This window comes from Halalkalicoccus sp. CG83 (assembly GCF_037081715.1).
Classification (GTDB): Archaea; Halobacteriota; Halobacteria; order Halobacteriales; family Halalkalicoccaceae; genus Halalkalicoccus; species Halalkalicoccus ordinarius.
Genome location: NZ_JAZDDH010000003.1, coordinates 196,674 through 215,814, shown reverse-complemented (window position 1 = coordinate 215,814; position 19,141 = coordinate 196,674). Strand labels below are relative to the sequence as shown.

The window sequence follows — 19,141 nt, the reverse complement described above, 5'->3', positions numbered from 1 at the left end:
CGGTTGGGGATGAAGGGCTGTCAGCGTGTAGGAACGGGACGTGAACGGGGCCTTAGGGAGGACAACAGGGCCACACCAGGACAGGTAGATCGCTGCCTCCTTCTTCGGAGTGAGAAGTCGCACCTGACTGACTGAGATGAGCGCCTGATTTTCGTGATTCCTCGGGGAAGATCGGCCGTGGTTTATAAGGGTCGGACCAATGACGTCTTCTCCCGCTGAGTCAGAAATCGAGCGCTCGTCTGAAGCAATAGCACACCTCGGCAGTCTTCACTAGGGACGAAGCGCCTAAATCGGATCGTCTGGATCGTGTACGTTCGCCATCCGCGTCGCCTCAGTCGCGTACTGATTTTGCAACGTTTCCTCGCCAACTGGGTCAAGATCGTCTGGGTCAACCTCAACCGCAGCGGTCGTAAGATGCGTTTTGGAGATGCCCGTAATGGCGTGCTCCTTCATCGTGTACCGTTCACCGTCAGTTGTCGCATACACGAGTACGATGAGGTTCGACTTGTCTTCAGCAAACATCCGTTCAACCAACCAGACTTGCACTGGGGCTGTATCCTCCGTCATAGCCGATCAGACGAGAGATACGATGTTAGTTGTTCGCATCTAGCACCCGAACACGCTTCTGACCAGTGGACCGATCAGTACGCAGGTTCTCTGGGGTAAATCAGGTTGGCGACGTGAAATAAAGCGTGTCGCCATGCAGTGTCCGTCCGCTGTCTTCAACACGCCGATCTCAATAGATCGGTAATGTGTGGCGTTGGAATTCAAGCAAATCCAATGATAGAGAGAAGCCAGAATAGATAGACACGCAGGAACGCGCATGACTGGTGCTTTATCTTGTTCCGTGCGAGCACCCGGAGGCGACGGAGATAGGTATGGATGGAGCGATGGATGTGGAGCCAGTACCCCACTACCGTGCTTGTGCAGTTTGATACCACGTCGGAGGGGTGTTACTCTTGTCCACGCTCGGTGATATTCTCCTGTGCGGCAATCCAGAGATCCTGGTTGGCGAGTGTCTCAACCCGGTCCCGCCAATCAAAGTCGCAGTAGCTGACGCCTTCCTCGACTGAGATTACGGTTTGGGCTTCAATGCGGGTCACGTTCTCCGTGTTCAGCACGCAATGATTCGCGGGTGTATCCGGACGCAATGCATACAGCCAGTCCGAGTCGTACTGCCTGATGACGACGCTGTAGGCTGTCGCTGTTCCGTCAGTGAAGTAGACGGTTGTTGGATCTTCCGCCTCATCGTTGGTCTCGCTCATTTGTCTCACCTGCGTGTGGGACTTCATGCCAAGGGGTAGTAACTGTCGTGGTAAGCCACGAAGAGTCCCTCAATGGATGGATGTCCACTCTGTGGAGATGGTTCGCAGCAAATCGACACGCAACTCTACATGGTGTGATCGGGCTGCGTGATCATCTGTGCAACTGATAACGATGAGGCATCTATCTGGTGAAGGTGAACGTGTGTTCACGGTTGGTATCACAACTCGGGCAGGTATGGTGATAGACGATCTGCTGGCCGTCTGTCTCGCTTGTCCAGTTTCCCTCTTTATCAATGTACCCACACGTTGGACATTTTTTCTCAGTTGTTTCGTAGCGCCGTCGGACTCGTTCGAAGGATGTTGACATATGACTCACTTAGTACCATGTCGAAATAAGAGTTGAGCCGATCTCTGAGGACGACGACAGTGGAGCAATTATCGATGACTAACCGACGAAGAACTGGAAGATAGCAGTAGATATTCCATACAAATACCACGATCAACATCAGTCGTACTGGTGTGGAAAGCTCGATCGATTCTAATCAGTTCTATAGAGGACTCCCAGCCACGCGATCCATCCGATCCCACCGTCTCCTAGGTCAGCGTTCTGAGCGATCACCGTCGCGATCAGTACGAGGAGTGCGATCAGCGCTAAGAGGATCAGTATCGTTATGATCATCCCCCTTATAGACATATTCGCTACCCGATCAGGAAGCGATGTGTTCGAACCGCGGTTCATAGCTTCACATTATCCTCCCAGACCATACGTATACTGGCGGTGTTGTCCCGACCACCGATCAGCGACCTTGTACAACATTCGCTGTTGAAAAGAGGAGGGGGGTGTTGCACAAGGCAGTGTCTGATTAATCACACTGTGCTGTGATATGCTCTCAAAGCAAACCTCGCTGACTTCGGTTTCATCCACAGTAGTACTATAACCAAGGAACTCCCTCCATCCCTGCTGCTACTACTGCCTTGCTTCCGTGGTTCGCTTTCGCGGACTATTCTCGTCGGTGGCACGTTACTCGCTTGATATCACGCCTGCCGGAGTGGTCGGACTCTTCTCCCTATTACAACGATCGTGATGAGCCGCATATCTCGTGGCGGCCTCCGGATCAACGACCACGAGTTTCGTTCCTCGTCGCTTCTTGAGCTGGACGTCGGTGGACGCAGATTCTCCGGTAGCATGTCCCCGGTGTCGTCGCCGGGACAGTGCTCGTCTTGTTGTTCGTCCTCGCCAGTGCAATCGTGGCCCCACTCCCGACGGTAGTCCTCCTGACAGTGGTGTACCTCGCCGTCAACGAGATGCTGGGCGTTCGCCGGTGGACGGCCGTATTGGCCTAACTTGGTCTGGCACCGAAACGTCTCGTAGTTCGTTCTCCGTCGCGCGTTCGAACGTCTCGCGATCGATCGACATTGCTGTTCTCTCTATCTTTAGTGCCGGGATCGATATGGGCGTTCGGTCCGTAGGTGATGATGGCTCTGAAGGCTCCGATGAGAGTTGATCGCATACTACCTTGTGCAACGAATCCGATTCAGGAAAACCGGCTGTTGCACAAGGTAACCTGCTCACACCGAGTGGTAGCCATCGAACGCAGTTCAGCCTGGTCAACGGCTGGCTCGGCGTTCTAATGGACCCGAGTAGATGCGTGTGAGTTGCTCATTCCTCGGTGGTTGGCTCCCCAATCGCATAGAGAACCCCATCTGAAATCACATAGACACTCCCTTCAACGACAACGGGATTCCTCGTGATCGGTAGATCGAGTGTCGCGATGAGTGTGCCAGTCGACGCCTCGATCGCATAGAGCGCATCGGTCTCGACCCCAAACGCGTCCGAATGAGCGCCGACGTAGAGCACGTCGTTGGCGACGACTGGCGCCGTCGAGACGCCGAAATCCATCGAGTATTCGGAGATCGACCAGCCACCCGTTCCATCAGCTTCACTACCAGCCAGAACGGGAACCATATCGTAATCGACTGCTGTCGTATAGATCCGGCCATCGCCTGCAGCGATCGGCAACAAGTCGAACCCAGCCTCAGTACTCACTCGCTGTACGTCCTCACCAGTTGCTCTGTCGAGTGAAACGAGACTGTAGATCGGGGCGCGAAGAACGTCCTCTTCACCACCAGCTGTGATGCGGAGATAGACTCGACCGTTGGCGACGACAGGCGGACCTTCGATATTCGCCTCGGAAGCAAACGGCGGATCGAGTCGTTGTTCCCATTGGACACGCCCGGTCTGGATGCCCAGAGCTAGTACCGTTCGATCCAATCCCCCCTCACCGGCAACCCGGCCGACATAGACACACTTTCCATCTACTGCTGGAGGGGTAAGACGGCTCCCGAGTGTCCGTTGCCAGATGACTGTGCCGGAAGCGGTGTTAATGCTAGAGACCGTCTCTTGATCCGTGACGTAGAGTCGGCGCCCAAGTAACACGATCCCGCCAGTCGTCAACGGTGCGGCTGTCGAGATCGGATTCGTCCATTGAATACTACCGTCCGACCGGGAATACGCTCGAAGCGAGCCACCGCTTGCATAGACGTGTCTATCGTCAACAGCGAGTGCATCTACTTCCATCTCAGGATCAACTATCCAGCGGGGTGTTCCATCGGTGGCATCCAGCGCGTACAGCCCCGCAGGAGGCTCGTCGGTATCCGAATCGGGTACCTGTCCACTCGCATAGACAACGTTATCGCTAACGACGGGATCGACTGTTGTATTGGCCTCGAATCGCCACCGTTCTTCGAGACCGGTTCGTGGTCCCTGGGCAGTTGGATGATACCCGGTATGTGCCCCGTTGTACCGCTGTTGTGGCCAGGCTGTCTCAGTCGCTGCTGAGGACGTCCCCTGAGAGACAGCACGAACCCCCTGATCCGAGTGTGTCGCTGTTGCTGTCGAGGCGAACAGACTACTGACGGTGACCGCTCCGGCTGCCAGTAAGAATTTGCGCCGGGTTGGACTCACATCGAATAGCTGACTGGGCGAAGTAGTATCCATTAGAGCTTCTATCGCTCTCTGAGGAGATAAACTAAGTAGGCGTCAACCCCGCAGACTGGATCGATGGACTCGCGTAAGCCCTGCTACGTAATTGACGTTATTCTGTCGTATCGGATTCTTCACGATATTCATCAATTCGATCTCTTATAATTTGACATTATTGGAATAATCGACGGAAGAGACTCCGTTTTGTCGGGCGCTCAACCAACAGCACTGAGCAGTCGATCTCATCAATCACGTCGAAATAAAGTGTGCTGGTCACCAGTCGTGAGAGTAGTCCTCGCTCAATCGAGCCAATAATGAGCATCGTGTGATTAGTAGCTTCGCGGCCAATTGCAGCTTCAACATCCCCAGAATCATCGACTGTGATAGTGGCATCCTGTAACTCGTGCTCAGCAGCCCAATTACTGATAAATTGCTCACCAGCATCACGGTTTTCGGCCCCATCAACAATGTGTAACAAAGTGATCTCCGATCCAACAGTCGACTGAAGCGTTCGTGCGATCTCACCGCTGAGATCAGAATCGGGCCCTCCAGCAATTGGGAGGAGAATCCGTGACGTATCGTAACCTCGGTTTCTGAAGACGAGAAAATCACACGAAAGCTGACTGGTTAACTCATTGAGCGGCCGGTCGGTACGAGCTGCATTCCAGAGTTGATTATTGCCCCACTCCATCACTACCAGATCCGTTTGATTGCGCTTTGCGATGCTGAAAATCTCTTCAAATGACCGTGGCGAAACGACTGTTGAAGTCTCATATTCGACATCATACTGACTGATCTGCTCACGGACGTTCTCGAGTAACCGATCGGATTCGTCGACGATCTGGTGATGCTGTCCCGCATGATATTGGTGGGAAATGTGACTTGGCGTTTGGACGATATGGACGACATGGACCACTGCGGATTCCTTCTGACTAGCAAGGGTACAGGCCAGATCAACAAGTCGTGATTCGGTACGGGGATTCGCGATAGGAACCAACAACCGATAGTTTGAGTCCTCAAACACGAGAGAACCAGTAGTGTCGATCACAGGAACGTAGGATTGACCGGCAAGTCCACCAAGCATCCATTCTCGGATGGAGAGCTGGCGATCGGTCCCTTCCAAGCGAATGGAATCGAGGCGGCGCTCGCTCGTCTGGAAGTAGTTGACGACGGTCACCAGCGTAATCCCGCCAATCGTGTTGCCTAGCAACACTGGCAGGACGAATTCGATCATTCCCGTGACGACAGAGAGTTCGCCGGCGAAGACCACGTAGAACATCTCGGTGAAAGACGTAACCACGTGAAACAGATTCCCAATCGGAATTGCGAGAAAGGCTAGATACACGACCACAACCCGGGAGATCGTATCCTGGGTTGCATACTCAACCCAGACGACACCAGCCACGATCAGTCCTGCGAAAGTAGCTTTAAAGAATACGCTCCACCACGGTGTCTCAACACCGTGTTCGCCGAGATGGATCGCCGCAGTTGCCGCCTCAGGGGAAAATACACCTCCCCACGCGAGTACCGCAGCACCGATGACGCCGCCGATAAAGTTACCGGTGAGGACGATCGACCAATGACGAAACAGTGATGGGATGCTGGCTAGTCGCTCAAGGGTGAGCGCCACTGGTGGTAGTGTGTTTTCGGTATACAGCTGGTAGCCGCCAATGATGATGTAGATAAATCCCAGTGGATACAACAACGCACTGAGCACTGGATGTTCATTTGTTGTTGCAGTCAGATTAGCCGTGAGTAAGACAGTAATTGAGATCGCGAACCCAGCTGCGATAGCGCTAAAGAGGAGTTCTCGCTTGCCTGAGGTGAGTTCCTCGTCTGCAGCGGCAACGATGCGTTGGAACACCTCATCGGCTGAAAATCGATCTCGAATCACCGCTCCTGCTGCAGGAGCCCCGCTTCTAGATCGTTCAACGGCATCTCGTACTTTCTCTGATCCATCTGATCGGTTGGGATCAGCCATTGCTGGACTGATTCCCCAGAGTGACTAAGGTATTGGCTTTTCCCAGGGTGAACTACTACAACCGTACATCCTTTCCTGAAGAATGATTGAGAAGGGTGAGTAGAGTAAGAATCCACACTGTACATACTATCGAGTATCATTACTGGATTCCGTTCGGTTCTGCTGGCCCCTTGCGGCAAGAAGAAGCGTTACGATCGTATTCATCGTCTCTCAGTCATGATGAGAAACTAGCTTGTGTTGGACAGTCAGGTCGAGAGATTCGGCTGGAACGTACACTACCGTATCCGGAAGATGTCGGGCTCAGAATCCACTTGGGACCTTAAGACCAGATTAGCTATAGGGTGTTTGGGTGGGGATGAATAAAGAGGGTCAATCCGTCGACTCATCCTCAAGACCGAGTTCTGCGATGAGACGATCGGTAATAACCCGTTCAACGATGTCAAGTAACTGTTCGCCGTCAGTCGTGTAATCAGCAAAGATACCCAACGGGATCTCACCGCCTGCCGAATCGTGGTGGCCACCGGCACTTCCGACGTCCTTGAACGCTTCTCGGAGCACGTCACCGACGTGAATGCGTGGGTCCGGCGATCGTGCACTGAGGTGAATGGAATCGTGGGCGATACCGAAGACGATGACCGTCTCGACGCCTTCCAGCGTTGCGAGATAATCGGCGGCTTGCGGGAGTGCATCTCGCTCAGTTGTCCGGCCGACATGCGTAATAAGCACCGCCGATCGTATCATTCGGTTACTGATCGCAGTCGCGATAGCATCGAGAGTTGCGCCAGTAACTGACGGGGTCGACAGCTGTCGGAGCAGATCCTGATCCACGTACTCATGAAGATATCCCGCTGCATCGTACTCCTCGCGGGTCGCTCCACGAAGGAAGTTGAGAGTCTCACGACGAATGGCAAACAGGAGGGCCGTCGCAAGTGCGGTATCGGGCTCGATGTCGAGGGCACGGACGTACTCCGTGAGAATGGTCGCAGCGGCCCCGATATCCTCCCGATGGTCGACGAACCGGGCATCAATATCCTCGGCAGGATGATGGTCGATTACGATGTCCACGGGAGTCCCCTGCGGAACATCGTTGTTCGCGCCTGGAATGGCATGATCGACGAATGCAAGCAACGAATCTGCAGGTCGATCCTGGACGGCCGTAGGTTCAAATCGGTTGAGGTCGATATCGAGCAGATTGACGAATGCCCGGTTTTGCTGATGGGAAATATCGCCACTGTAGAGGATTTGATGCGCATCAATACCAGCTTCGGACGCAATTCGACCCAATGCGAGCGCACTGGCGAGACAATCCGGATCGGGGTTATTGTGACAGACGATGTTGATCTCGCTGCCATCGGCAAGCAGTTCGTGGAGTTGCTGGGCTCGACTCATTCTGTATTCTATGACCGCGATATACTTAGAAGAGTGAGGCAAGCAGACCCTGAACAGTATGTCAATGGGTAGATTGATTAATCGTTGTCGTCGGTACCAGAGCCGAACAGCCGCTCGTGAAGCGAGCGTGTCAAGGGGCGTTCAGCCAGTAGTACCGAGCACTCGACATCCTCGACCACATCGTAGGCCAGTGACCCTCTAAGTAACCGCGAGAGCAGCCCACGCTCGGTCGCGCCGATGATCCCCAGTGTCCGGTCTTTCACAGCGCGAGTGATTGCACTTTCAACATCGCCCGAGTCGTCGATTAATACTTCTGCATCCTCTAAGTCGTGGCTTGCGGCCCATTCAGTGAGGAACGTCTTGCCTTCCCCCTGGTCGTCTTCATCGTCAACGACGTACAACAACGCGATCTCGGAAGCGGACTGCTCGCGTAACGTGCGTGCGATCTCGGTACTGAGATCTGAGTCCGGACCACCTGCAGTGGGCACGAGTATTCGGTCGACGTCAAGCCCGCGGTCCTTGAGCACGAGAAAATCACACGGTAGGTCGTGTGCGAGTTCGTCGATCGCCCCTTCAGCACGGCCGGCGGTCCAGGGACGATCACGACCCCAACCCATCACCACGGTGTCGGCCCCGGTCCGGCGAGCGACATTGAAGACTTCCTCGAACGACTCGTGGGCGACGATCGTCGTCGTCTCGACGGGCGCGCCGAACGTCTCGGCGTCCTCTCGGGTGGCCTCGAGTCCCGAGAGTGGTAGGTTTCCCGACGCCGAAGAGGGGTTCGGGCCTGTGAATCTCCGCGATTGTCGCCATGAACCGTGCAAGTGCTTAGAGACAGATATAGATTCGATCTCAGCGCTCTTCTGTGGGATCGTCCCCCGATGACATCGGTCTGCTCTCGATTGCCCTCTGAGCGATTCCTGACGTTACGTGTCGTCGATCAGTGTGATCTTCTTGAGGTGCCCTTCTTGATAGAGAGCCATCATAAGCTGTTGGAGATCCCTTCTACTCGCGTTCCCGTTTTGAACCATATTCGAGACAACGGCGTCAGTTGTATCGGTGAATTCCCCGTCATACTCGATCGTCCAATCTGGGGCAATCGTTCCCGTCACCCCCTCAATATCGGCGAACACTACATGCATTATCGTGGGTTCACCTCGATTACCCCGTGAGTGCTCGCCATGATCTCGAAGCCGCTGTATCGAAAGACAATCTGCCCCCGCCGTCTATGGGCCGGAGACGTAGCAAACAGGCCATCGAGCACACTCGGATCAATCGCCGAGTAGAGTGGATCGAGGGCCATCGGATCCGTGCGGATCATCGCAGCGACCGCAGCGACCACAGCTTCACTCGGCGTATCGACCGATGGATCGTACTCTAATCGATAGACCTTCTCGTCCTCGTGGTAGGCGATCTCGTCCGCTGAGTCGAGCAGATCATCCTCGATACGCAGATCGGGATAGTCCCCATCGTCGACGACCGCCTGTTGTGGAAAGGCACCCGCTCTACTGGTGGTTGAGTCCTGTTGATCCATAGTGGAGTTATGGTCGTTTCGCGGATGAGACTGACTATTGCTTGTGTAATCCTTTTATATACTCATTCGTTCAGAGCAATCAGGGTACTCGCAATAAGGCGTCTGGTACCCCGTTTGAGTCGGGAGGCCACCGCCTGTCTCGTAATCCCAAGCTCGTCAGCGAGCGCTTGTTGCGGTAGTTGCCGCGGCGAATCATAGTACCCGCGGGTATACGCAAGCATCAATACCTCTCGTTGGGCGTCAGTCAGATCATACTCGTGCCCTGATCGTAACGAGGAAAGCGCGTGTAGTTGGGTCAGTTCGACGGGAATCTCGTGCTCTTTGCAGTACGTGTGGAACTGGGAGATTGCCTCTTGCTCCTCGGCGCGGATGTCGAACGTCCACTTTGCCTGTGTTCCAATGGCCGAGATAAGTTCCACTTCCGTTTCAAGGATGGCGGTTAAGATACTCTCGTACTCGAAATCCCAGTCGATGCGGATGAACGCATTACCGTGGACGGTATCGATCACACGAATATCGTGAATTCCGGGATGGGCAACGTTATTCATATCAATAGTAGCGACATCCGCGTCTTCGATCCAGAAATACGGGATAATCGCTCCATCAGTGGGAACAACGCGATCAAGTTCGATTTGCGTGCCGGGGAAATCCCTGAACACAGCAGCTAAGGGGAATTCGCCCTCGGTGGCCGTGAATGTGGCTTCAATCGCCATACAAACAGTGAAACTGAGCGGCGTCCTCCATACGACCGGCCAGTTGGACGTTGGTCAGATCTTCCATGATGAAAGTGATCACTGAAATGACTTAGCTTTGCTCCCGCCGGCTTCTGGTCGAACAGGCATTCAATTCGTGAGATCATCTCGCCACAGGGCCCAATAAACTGGTGGTACTCTTCTCCCTAGAACACCATCGAAGCTATGAGGGGAGTGGATTCGAGGATAAAAAGGGGGCGCAGCAGGTGGGGAGCGCCGATTGCCAGCACTCGATTGCTCTCGCGTAGGCTTCTCTTTGAAAGGTGGTTTTTCGGTCCTATTGGTTCTGCTCGAGAGCCGTTTCCGCCATTAGAAAAATCCGTTATCGCCGGCGGAAGTGCCCATAGACTTCATCTGTGGTTTGCAAGTTCGCATGCCGAAGATGGAGCATGACATCCTTGAGCCGCTTGTTCTCCCGGCGGATCATTCGAAAGGCAATCGAGTGGCGGAACGTATGAGGGGACGCTTCGTGTGACTTGTCACGCCCCTCTTCGATCCGATACGGACGGATATCTGCTTCCTCTGCAACTCGTGTCACGGTATTCTGGACAGAATGGTCGGTCATGCGATCGGACTGGCGTGAAGGGAATACCGCTTTAGTATCCTTCCAGACGCGATTTCGATACCCACGGAGCTGTTGGCATGTCTCATCAGCAAGATCAAGGTAGGAAGCCCCTAGATTGCCTTTCTGGATTTTACTGGGTAAGTAGAGCTCGCCGGGCTCAGCATCCAGATCGAGATATGTTTCTGAGTTGCCGGATTTCTTGACGAGGTTTTAGTCATCGGTTGGGTATATAAGCGGTGTCGAGACGGCAGGTGATATAGCTTGGTGAGTTGCCGAGTTTCCAGCAAAACCGGCAACTCACTATAATTAGTGGCAAGGTGGTCTACTTCGAATGAGCGAAACCCGTGCTCTCTAATTATCAGGTTACGGACCTATTGAAATCGGCGTGCTGAATACAGAGCGCGAATTTCGCATGGTAGCCATACAAGAAGTGGGTGTTGGAATCGATAGGTACAGAGGGTGAGTTCAGTAAACAACTTTCGTTTCTTCCGGCTCTTCTGCGCTGAATGCCTCTCGAATAGGTGTGCAGATCTTGTATTCGCTTCTTAGGGAGGTCCGTATGACTGTCACACTCTCCTCGAAAGCGCGAGTCCACCGGAAGCGGCCGCCATTCTCTTCACTAATGGCCCAACTATTCGGGAGCTAGTTCCCCAACAGTCCGCTTGCGAAGGTTATCGCTCGCACCAATCGGGATTGTGATGATTATGTCGTCAACGACGTTACGCGCAGCCAGTCTCTCGAACTGCTCACGAGCCTCGCTCGGACGACCGACGATTGCCAACTGATTCATCATCTCGTCGGTGACCGCGTTACGGGCTGCGTCGCGGTTACCGTCGCGCCAGGCAGCAGAAATTTGGGCGGCCTGATCCGGAAATGAGAGTGCGGCAGCGTTCTTATACCCCTCGCTGCTCCCCAGATAGTATGCGAGGTGGTTCCGGATCGTCGCATACGCCTCGTCGGCGTCCTCGCTTACCGCGCATGGAACGTACGGCGAAACTGTAATGTCATTCGGATCTCGGCCCGCTTCCCGAGCAGTTTCCGCGATGGTCCTGTATGTCTCTGATAACTGATCGAAGGGAATGTTGTGAGGCAACCAGCCATCGGCGACTCTCCCGGTTGCGCGCCGATTCGCCGTGCCGAGGGCTGCAGCGTAAAGAGGAATGTTCTGGTCTAGCGATGGAAAGTCCGCGACGGAGAACAGTTGTCCGTCATAGGTCACTCGGTCGCCACCATTGAGGAACAACTTAACGAGTTCGATGGTCTCGTGGAGTCGACGTGGCGGATTGTCGAAGGCCATGCCGTGAAGATCAGTGATAACTTTGGCGGTACTCGTCCCAAATCCAAGCCGGACCTGTCCATCTGCGGCGTCAGCGAGGGTTGCTGCGGCCTGTGCCAAGGTAGCGGGCGAGCGACTGTAGACGTTGACAATTGCTGTACCGAGATCGATCGTCTCCGTCTGTTTTGCGGCGTTTGTGAGCGTTATGAATGCGTCTCGACCCCACAGTTCGGTCACCCAGAGAGAATCGTACCCCAGCGATTCTGCACGTTCGGCGAACGCTGCAACGTCGTCGTGATCCTCGGGGATCAGGAGGCCAGATGCCATAGTGTCATCACCTATTCCCGGATATAATAACACTACGGGCGACGTGGCCTTGTGTCGTCGCCACCGCGGTCGTATCCAACTCCGTGACCGTCTTCGCGAACGATGTTTTCTCCGCGGGCGACAGCGAGAGCGTAGTATCGAACTGCAATAGCAGCATAGTCTCATTTGCACCACAACTGACTCGGTCCACCCAGTCGGGTCGCATCGGTATCACTCGGTAGCTGGATGGCCGTTGAAAGAGAACAACTGCGAGGCAGTCCTACAAACGATCGATAGTTCAAGAGACGACGGCACTGGACCGTCTGCTGAATCGATCCTCTGTATCCATCATGCTGATTTCAATAGGTCAATAATCAGCGGTGTTAGAAAGGACGAAGACTTCCACTAATCCGGCTCTGTTGAAACCCCCAGAGAGTTACATTTTCGTCCTGTAATTCCACGAGATGAAGGCCCTCCCGAAGTCGCAGATTCTCCGGTTTACTGAGAAGGCGATCCATCTGGCACGCCGAGCGGTCTCTCGATACTCCTCGAAGTTCTCTAAACACCGCTATACACTCCCGCAGCACGTTGTTCTGCTGTGTCTCAAAGTTCGGAAGAACACGACCTACCGTGGCCTGCTTGACGAACTGATCGAGATGCCACGCATCCGCCGAGTTCTTGGATTAGCCGAACTTCCGACGCCATCAACGCTCTGTAAGGCATTCAATCGACTTGATATGGCTGTGTGGCGGATCTTATTGACTCTCTCAGCGACGCTACTTCCGACAAGCGGAGTTGTTGGGGTTGATGCGTCAGGGTTCGACCGCAGTCACGCTTCGAAACACTACACAAAACGAGCTGAACTTACGATTCAGCAGCTCAAAGTGACGTTGTTGGTCGATGCGAAGGTCAACGCAATTCTGGCTCTGTTGAAATCCTCAAGCGGTGATAGGTTCAAACAGACGTGCTGAATACAGAGCGCGTATCTCGCACGAAGCTTCAGCCGTTCGAATCGGTCGATACAGGGCGCGAATGCAGCACGAAATTCTGTTTGGTCTGCGGGAGTAGTGATCGCTCAGTACACACGACTTTGTAATAGCTGCGCTTACCGGGAATCTCCTGTAATATACGCACTCTGCATGGCATTTTATTTTTATATTTATATATTAAAATATAGGTGGGATGTAGAACACGGATACAGAACCCAAACGCTCAGTGGGTACTTCCAGCCAGGAAATTCCCTTTATCGCTTGGTCCTGTCTACTGACCATGGACGACGAACTGCGCTTCCAGTCCCTTCGCAATCGCCTTGACAGATATTCCGACCAGTATTCTCGCCCGCAACAGTCTCGCCTCAAACGATGGTTTCTCTTTGACGGAAACCGGATGCACGTCACAGCTGTATTGCTCGGTGGGGTCTTCGTCGTATTGGTCCTGTTCGGAGCCGTCTGGTCGATCGAATATCGGCGATTGGTATCCGAGACGGCGATGGTGCAGACTATCTTCAATACGTTGCTCGGTGGTGTGATCCTGCTCGTTTCGATCGTCGTCGCTGTCACGTCGGTGGGCGTCAGCCAGGAACTCACCTCACTGGGCAAGCAACACGACCGCATCAAGACCGCGGTGGAGTTCCGCCGTCGAATCGTAGCCCACGACGAGATCAAGACGAGTCCGGCCCGCCCAGGCCAGATCATCATCGCCACGCTGCAAGCAATTCACCAGCAGGCCCACGAACTCGAATCGATCGTAGCGGACCATCCCGACTCGAATCTGCAGCAGGACGTCACAGCTCTCAAACTCGATATCGAAACGAATATCGAAGAATTGATCGGAACGCTGGAGAACATACAGGCCGGGACCACAGACGAACTACTCGTCGGGCTGGATTACGACAGTTCGTGGCAACTTCACCAGACCTACCGACTTCAAGAAAACTACGCCGATCAACTCTCAGAGGACCATCGAGCCGTCATGGACGAACTCGGAACGGCTCTCCACGAATTGATGAGCAGCCGCGAGTACTTCAAGACGCTCTATTACAAACGAGAATTCTCCGAGCTCTCGACGATGCTGCTGATCGCTTCGTTGCCGGTGATTGTCTTCATCACCTACGTATTGCTGGCACTCGACACCGGACTCTTCCCCGAGGTCACAATCGGGGGGCTGTCGCCGCTGGCAGTGTTCATCAGCCTGGCGTATACGATCGCACTCACTCCGTACGTCATTCTCACCGCCTACGTGCTTCGAGTAGCATCCGTAACCAAACGGACGCCTGCCGTAGGCCCGTTTGTCATCGGAACCGATCATCAACTCCCGTTCGACAGTACTGTTCTCAAAAACGAACCTGAAACGTAATATAGTATTACGTCCCTGCCGGAATGATGTACATGCGGTGTATCGGTCAATTTGCAGGCTCGACCAAGCAGCTGATTCAGCTGTATTCGTGTGAATAGAACGTTGCTGCTGTGCTAAATAGCGCCTCTGTATTCAGCACGCGATTCCTATCAATTGCTGAGGGTTTCAACAAGGCCGCAATGCTTGATCTCCACGTGACGACAACACGAAAACACGATAGCCAGATCGCTCCGTCGTTGATCAAGCGCAATCCCGAGAATATCGACATCCTTCTCGGTGACAAAGGGTACGACGATCAGAAAATCAGACGACTTGCCCGTCAATACGAGGTTCGTCCACTGATTAAGCATCGTGAATTCACGTCACTCCACCGGGCATGGAACGCGCGCTTAGACACTGATCTCTACGGCCAGCGGAGTCAATCCGAGACTGTCAACTCAACGCTCAAGCGGAAGTACGGTGCATTCGTCCGGTCACGACGCTGGTGGAAACAGTTCCGTGAACTCACTATCGCCTGTCTTATTCATAATGTAGACTGATCACTCTGAGCGGTCAATACAGGGGACTCGCGGATCGCTCAGTACAGGTGAAAGCGTTACAGGAGTAGCCATCAATCTGTACGATAGTTGTTAAATTTGGATGATCACTGACTCTTAGTAGCTGGAAATAGTGTTCTCAATCAAGATATTGATTGATGAGTTGCTCCGTTCCTTGCCGAAGATGTTATGGGATTAATCATTCCTCATATTCAATTCATTGGCCAGTTCGGCTCTGGTGAATCCCATAACGGCATAGACTTCAACCGGAGAGCTTGTGAGTCTTAACTAAAGGGGAATGACTTAAGATATTGACTGATGAGTTGTTCTGGCCCCCGATGAAAATATTCTGAGAGAGACTCTTCGCTCATGTCTAATTCATTAGCTAGTTCTTGGATTGTGACTTCCTGCGAGGGGCTGTAATAGCCGTTTTCATATGCAGCCACAGTCGCTTTGAGTGCCGCTAACCGTGTCCGTGCCTCACTCGCGGTCAGTGAGCCAGTATAGATCGGCGAACCCGGTTCTATGTGACGGCCTCCCTCAGTAAGTAGACCTGTATCCACAGGAGTGAATCCAATATCTTCGATAAGACTCGAAACTACACTTTTCGCCTCATCATCATCCCCAGCGATAAATATCGCAAGACGATCATCCGGATCGGCCTCAAGCCGTTGTCCGTCTCGGAGGTTTTCCCAATAAATAGAATTGAATGCCTTGATGACTCTTGAGTCTTCGAGATGATCCGCAATGAGGTCCGTATGTGTCTTTCCTACGTCGGTTAGTCCGTCACGTCCCGGATAATAATTTGAGGCACTGATAACGATCTTATCACTGAGAGTGTCCGCAGGGAGGGATTTGTATGCATTGAACGGAATCGCCTCCATGACGACTTCGCCGAAATCGGCTGCTTCAGAGACGGTCCCCGCATGAGCGTTGCTTCCCAGATCGTCAACGAGATCGGTGAGTGTTTCTGGTCCCCGAGAATTGCTAATCATAACCTCGTGGCCTGCTTCAACGAAGTTCTGAGCGGCTGTACTCCCGACATTCCCTGCGCCAATCATTCCGATTTTCATCAATGGTCTCCCGTTCCAGCCTATGAGTGGGGACGTGAAAAGCTACCAAGTTAGGAGTCTGGTTGCTACTACCGAGAGTAGAAGTGAGGGGATCAACTTATCGATCCATACTCCTCTCAATTGAAACCTGAAGTACGTGGCTCGGTCCTCCTGTAGTATCCTCAACTGAAGATACTCCTCTTCGGAACGTCTATTACTACGAATTTCGTAGTGGTGCTATGAGCGAGGGCAAAGGAAGTCAAGGGTCAAAACGGGGTGAAGGGGTTGATGAGAGTACGCTCTTCTCACTTCTTGGGAAGGCACATACCTTAGCAATTCTCAATGAAATTGTCACTACAGACAAGCAGTCGATCCGTTTCGGCGAACTCCAAGATTCGCTCGAACTTTCGCCGAATACACTCTCTCGACGACTCGATGAACTTGTCGAAGTTGGGTTTCTTGAACGGACACAGTACGACGAAATTCCTCCACGAGTAGAATACGAAGAAACAGAAATGGTAAACGATCTCACGCCAGTTTTTCGAGGACTCGAGATATGGATGGAACGGCACGGATCAGATCAACTTGAGTGTTCCTGAGATTCAGTAGTTCACAAAGCCGTTAGTTGAGACATGACTAGAAGTCAATGTGATAAAGTCTGAAGTGGTTCCGACCATTCTTCCAGCCATTGATAGATTGCCTTGCTGAATATACGCTCTGTATTCAGCACGCCAGTTCTAACAACTGGAAGGAACGCTCAAGTCGAAATTCCGAATATATTGTAAACACGGTAACTCGCTATACCTGGTGACAAGGTGGTCTACCTGGAACGAGTGAAAGTCCCCGTGTTCTCTAATCATCAGATAACGAATCTATTGAACTCGGCCTGCTGAATACAGAGGACGTAGTCAGAACCGAACAGTGGGAGTACTATCACCCAGTTCGTTGGTCGTAGCGTTTGACCAACACCCGGGCCCACCAGAGTTTCAGGGCGATACTGGTCACGACGCCAAGTATCGCTCCTTTCGGTGAATGTCGCCAAGCGGCGTATAGTGCGTAGACGAACCCAAGCGCGGCGACGGCGTTACAGACGTTTGGGTAGCCGAGTCCGACCGTCCGGTTCGTCTTCTCCTTGACCCACCACCGCTCGGCGAGGACGACGCGAGTCATCCAAGCGTCTTCAGTTTCGGGTGGCGAGAACAGGAACGGATTGATTGCCGTCCATATGAGCGCGGCACCGAGGAGTCGCCAATTGCGGTGATAGATAGCGTAGACGATGACGGCGCCCGACGGGACGCGCATCCAGCCGCTCTTTGGATTCGAGTGACGGGCCCAGAATTGGTCTTCGAACTGCTTAGGAATACCGGCGACCATACTCAGTGGTTCCCCGGTGGATCAAATAATCTTGCCTGGAGTCAGAAACCTCGGCTGGCTATCTGCTGAATATGCGCCTTGTATTCAGCACGCCAGTTGTAACAGCCGAAGAGAACACAGTAGCTGAATCTCCGAACTCTCTCACCCAGATGCCTATTCTCTGGTAAACACGGAAACTCGCTATAACTGGTGACAAAGTAGTCTACTTCGAGCGAACGAACGCCCCCTATGGTCCCTAATCATCAAATTTCGCATTTCTCGGAATCGGCGTGCTGACTACAGGGCACGTACTCAGCAAGTCGCGAGTGTCAAAAATGGAGTATCGAATCAGTTCGGCCTTCCAGTGATTCCTTCCGCGTGAGTATTTCCAAGTGACACCCATCCACGACTAACGAGAAACCTCTCGATGAGCTAGTCGGTAGATTCGATAAAACTCATCATCAGTTGTCCTTAGGCCCTGTACCGGCCCTAGCAGCCGTTTCAAGACCGGAACCGATTGTACGATCCAGCTTTCGAGCTTAATCCCACCGACCTTGAAAGTCCGCCCGGTATTCGAATGGCCACCAGTATCACTTCAGCAGCGTGTAGACCGGAACATGCAACCGCTGGAAAATTGACTCCACTCTAAGTCTTGCCTACGATCGGATGGCGTACGCTGACTGTATGTTACTCTTATCAGCGCTTGATGTGCGCTAAGACGGCCGAAATCATCAACAAACTACCGATCACCATGAATGAACGCCATGTGTGCGAGAGTGTTGGCAACAGATCTACGGAAACAAGACTCAGAATCGAGACCGCGATGATAACGGTTAGCGCACTAGGTGACAAAATCCGAGCCGCCTGTGGATTCGGCCCTTGACCGTCCTCCCAGTGCAGTCTACTCTGCTGGAGAACGAGAAGCTGATCCGGACACCCGGTGCTACTGGTCGTCCGGGCGGTCTGAGAGATCTGCTCCTGCCATTCTCTGGCAGCCGTTTCGTCGATACTACGCTCTATCAATGAACACCGTCTGTTATTGCAGCGAGCATAAAACCATACTCATTCTAGTACCTGCACAACTCGGTAGTACAGCCTCGCTAGTGGTGGTCGAGTGTCGGAGCGCGTTTCGACTACAGGGCGGTATGTCCGGGTTGCTCAGAACATCGCAAACGAGAGACTGAGTGTTTGTGGATTCCCCCATTCGACAGCGGCCCCTGTGGAGACAATCCGATTATAATCGTTGAGCGATGGCTTCGCCACGTTCGGAGAGCGAATGAATCTGCTGTCGTGCATCTTTAAGCGAGGATCGGCTGTCAACTAACCCATTCTCGGCTAATCGTGTCAGTGCATATCGCACCGTTCGAGAGGTTAATAGCGACTCGGACTGGAGTTCTTGTTGGGTGAGCGAGCCGTGATGGTTGAGCACATAGAAGACGAGTTTAGCACTTGGTGACAATTCCAGAATCTCCTCTGTAGAGTACGTAGCCATTTTTTATCGTTCACGCAAAGCTCGTTGTAGCCGTGATTTGCGGAGGTACATAGTGTTTGCAAGTGAATCTGCTACTTATTGGTGACTATATTCACACCGATCGAGAACCGCTGGCAAAGCAACTGAGAAGGAGAATTTAGCGACGCCGACTCGTCACGGACTGTAATCCGGAGATTGGACCTCGATTGTATCAGCAACGTTGTCAAGCTGTTCATCGATCGTTGCGATGAGATCGTCAAGTGTCACAACTCCCCGATCCGTCTAAGCGTGCGGAAAGACAGCAGACTGTGACAGAGTATCCG

Annotated in this window: 16 protein-coding genes and 4 pseudogenes; 4 read left to right on the top strand and 16 right to left on the bottom strand. The window is 53.1% G+C overall.

Translation table 11 applies throughout. The annotated features are described in order from the left end of the window. Positions 1–285: 285 nt before the first annotated feature. The 12 genes and pseudogenes from V0Z78_RS18155 to V0Z78_RS18105 all read right to left on the bottom strand — a co-directional run bounded on the left by V0Z78_RS18155 (position 286) and on the right by V0Z78_RS18105 (position 12,072). Positions 286–567: a hypothetical protein gene (locus tag V0Z78_RS18155; protein WP_336345995.1), complete on the bottom strand. Its 282-nt coding sequence runs from the start codon at positions 565–567 to the stop codon at positions 286–288. Between the two features lie 386 nt (positions 568–953). Continuing rightward, positions 954–1,265 carry a hypothetical protein gene (locus tag V0Z78_RS18150; protein ID WP_336346087.1) on the bottom strand — a complete coding sequence of 104 codons (312 nt, stop codon included), beginning with the start codon at positions 1,263–1,265 and terminating at the stop codon, positions 954–956. Between the two features lie 181 nt (positions 1,266–1,446). Beyond that, complete coding sequence (locus tag V0Z78_RS18145; RefSeq protein WP_336346086.1) at positions 1,447–1,632, bottom strand: HVO_0649 family zinc finger protein; 186 nt, start codon at positions 1,630–1,632, stop codon at positions 1,447–1,449. A gap of 1,293 nt (positions 1,633–2,925) precedes the next feature. After that, complete coding sequence (locus V0Z78_RS18140) at positions 2,926–4,263, bottom strand: outer membrane protein assembly factor BamB family protein (protein WP_336346085.1); 1,338 nt, start codon at positions 4,261–4,263, stop codon at positions 2,926–2,928. 157 nt (positions 4,264–4,420) lie between these two features. Further along, positions 4,421–6,229, bottom strand: coding sequence for a formate/nitrite transporter family protein (locus V0Z78_RS18135; protein ID WP_336346084.1), 1,809 nt, complete (start codon positions 6,227–6,229; stop codon positions 4,421–4,423). A gap of 369 nt (positions 6,230–6,598) precedes the next feature. Continuing rightward, entirely contained in the window at positions 6,599–7,618 is a 1,020-nt protein-coding gene (locus tag V0Z78_RS18130) for a DHH family phosphoesterase (RefSeq protein WP_336346083.1), read from the bottom strand. 77 nt (positions 7,619–7,695) lie between these two features. Then, positions 7,696–8,361, bottom strand: a pseudogene (locus V0Z78_RS18125) (universal stress protein); the annotation flags it as partial. Between the two features lie 183 nt (positions 8,362–8,544). Continuing rightward, positions 8,545–8,760 (bottom strand): hypothetical protein, encoded by a 216-nt coding sequence (locus V0Z78_RS18120; protein WP_336346081.1) that lies wholly within the window; start codon positions 8,758–8,760, stop codon positions 8,545–8,547. Beyond that, on the bottom strand, positions 8,760–9,152 hold the full coding sequence (locus tag V0Z78_RS18115; protein ID WP_336346080.1) for a HalOD1 output domain-containing protein: 393 nt from the start codon (positions 9,150–9,152) through the stop codon (positions 8,760–8,762). Before V0Z78_RS18115 ends, V0Z78_RS18120 begins: the two co-directional genes overlap by 1 nt. A 62-nt stretch (positions 9,153–9,214) precedes the next feature. Continuing rightward, positions 9,215–9,865, bottom strand: a complete 651-nt coding sequence (locus V0Z78_RS18110; protein WP_336346079.1) for a helix-turn-helix domain-containing protein — start codon at positions 9,863–9,865, stop codon at positions 9,215–9,217. Positions 9,866–10,226: 361 nt separating this feature from the next. Beyond that, positions 10,227–10,637, bottom strand: a complete 411-nt coding sequence (locus V0Z78_RS19135; protein WP_409338763.1) for a tyrosine-type recombinase/integrase — start codon at positions 10,635–10,637, stop codon at positions 10,227–10,229. A gap of 463 nt (positions 10,638–11,100) precedes the next feature. Next, positions 11,101–12,072, bottom strand: coding sequence for an LLM class flavin-dependent oxidoreductase (locus V0Z78_RS18105; protein ID WP_336346078.1), 972 nt, complete (start codon positions 12,070–12,072; stop codon positions 11,101–11,103). Between the two features lie 443 nt (positions 12,073–12,515). Between V0Z78_RS18105 and V0Z78_RS18100 the strand changes: the two are divergent. The 3 genes and pseudogenes from V0Z78_RS18100 to V0Z78_RS18090 all read left to right on the top strand — a co-directional run. Then, positions 12,516–12,980 (top strand): annotated as a pseudogene (locus tag V0Z78_RS18100) (IS5/IS1182 family transposase); the annotation flags it as partial. Positions 12,981–13,320: 340 nt separating this feature from the next. Beyond that, positions 13,321–14,406, top strand: a complete 1,086-nt coding sequence (locus tag V0Z78_RS18095; RefSeq protein WP_336346077.1) for a hypothetical protein — start codon at positions 13,321–13,323, stop codon at positions 14,404–14,406. Positions 14,407–14,582: 176 nt separating this feature from the next. Further along, a pseudogene (locus V0Z78_RS18090) lies at positions 14,583–14,945 on the top strand (transposase); the annotation flags it as partial. A 281-nt stretch (positions 14,946–15,226) separates the two neighbouring features. Here V0Z78_RS18090 and V0Z78_RS18085 read toward each other — a convergent pair. Next, positions 15,227–16,015 (bottom strand): NAD(P)-binding domain-containing protein, encoded by a 789-nt coding sequence (locus V0Z78_RS18085; RefSeq protein ID WP_336346076.1) that lies wholly within the window; start codon positions 16,013–16,015, stop codon positions 15,227–15,229. 218 nt (positions 16,016–16,233) lie between these two features. Here V0Z78_RS18085 and V0Z78_RS18080 point away from each other — a divergent pair, with 218 nt between their 5' ends. Further along, positions 16,234–16,593, top strand: a complete 360-nt coding sequence (locus V0Z78_RS18080; RefSeq protein WP_084569086.1) for a winged helix-turn-helix transcriptional regulator — start codon at positions 16,234–16,236, stop codon at positions 16,591–16,593. A gap of 334 nt (positions 16,594–16,927) precedes the next feature. Here the strand turns inward: V0Z78_RS18080 and V0Z78_RS18075 are convergent, their stop codons facing one another. From V0Z78_RS18075 to V0Z78_RS19130, 3 genes and pseudogenes are all read right to left on the bottom strand, one after another. After that, complete coding sequence (locus V0Z78_RS18075; protein ID WP_336346075.1) at positions 16,928–17,368, bottom strand: DUF6653 family protein; 441 nt, start codon at positions 17,366–17,368, stop codon at positions 16,928–16,930. A 1,213-nt stretch (positions 17,369–18,581) separates the two neighbouring features. Next, entirely contained in the window at positions 18,582–18,839 is a 258-nt protein-coding gene (locus tag V0Z78_RS18070) for a MarR family transcriptional regulator (protein WP_336346074.1), read from the bottom strand. 153 nt (positions 18,840–18,992) lie between these two features. Next, positions 18,993–19,091: pseudogene (locus tag V0Z78_RS19130) on the bottom strand (CBS domain-containing protein); the annotation flags it as partial. Positions 19,092–19,141 lie beyond the last annotated feature (50 nt).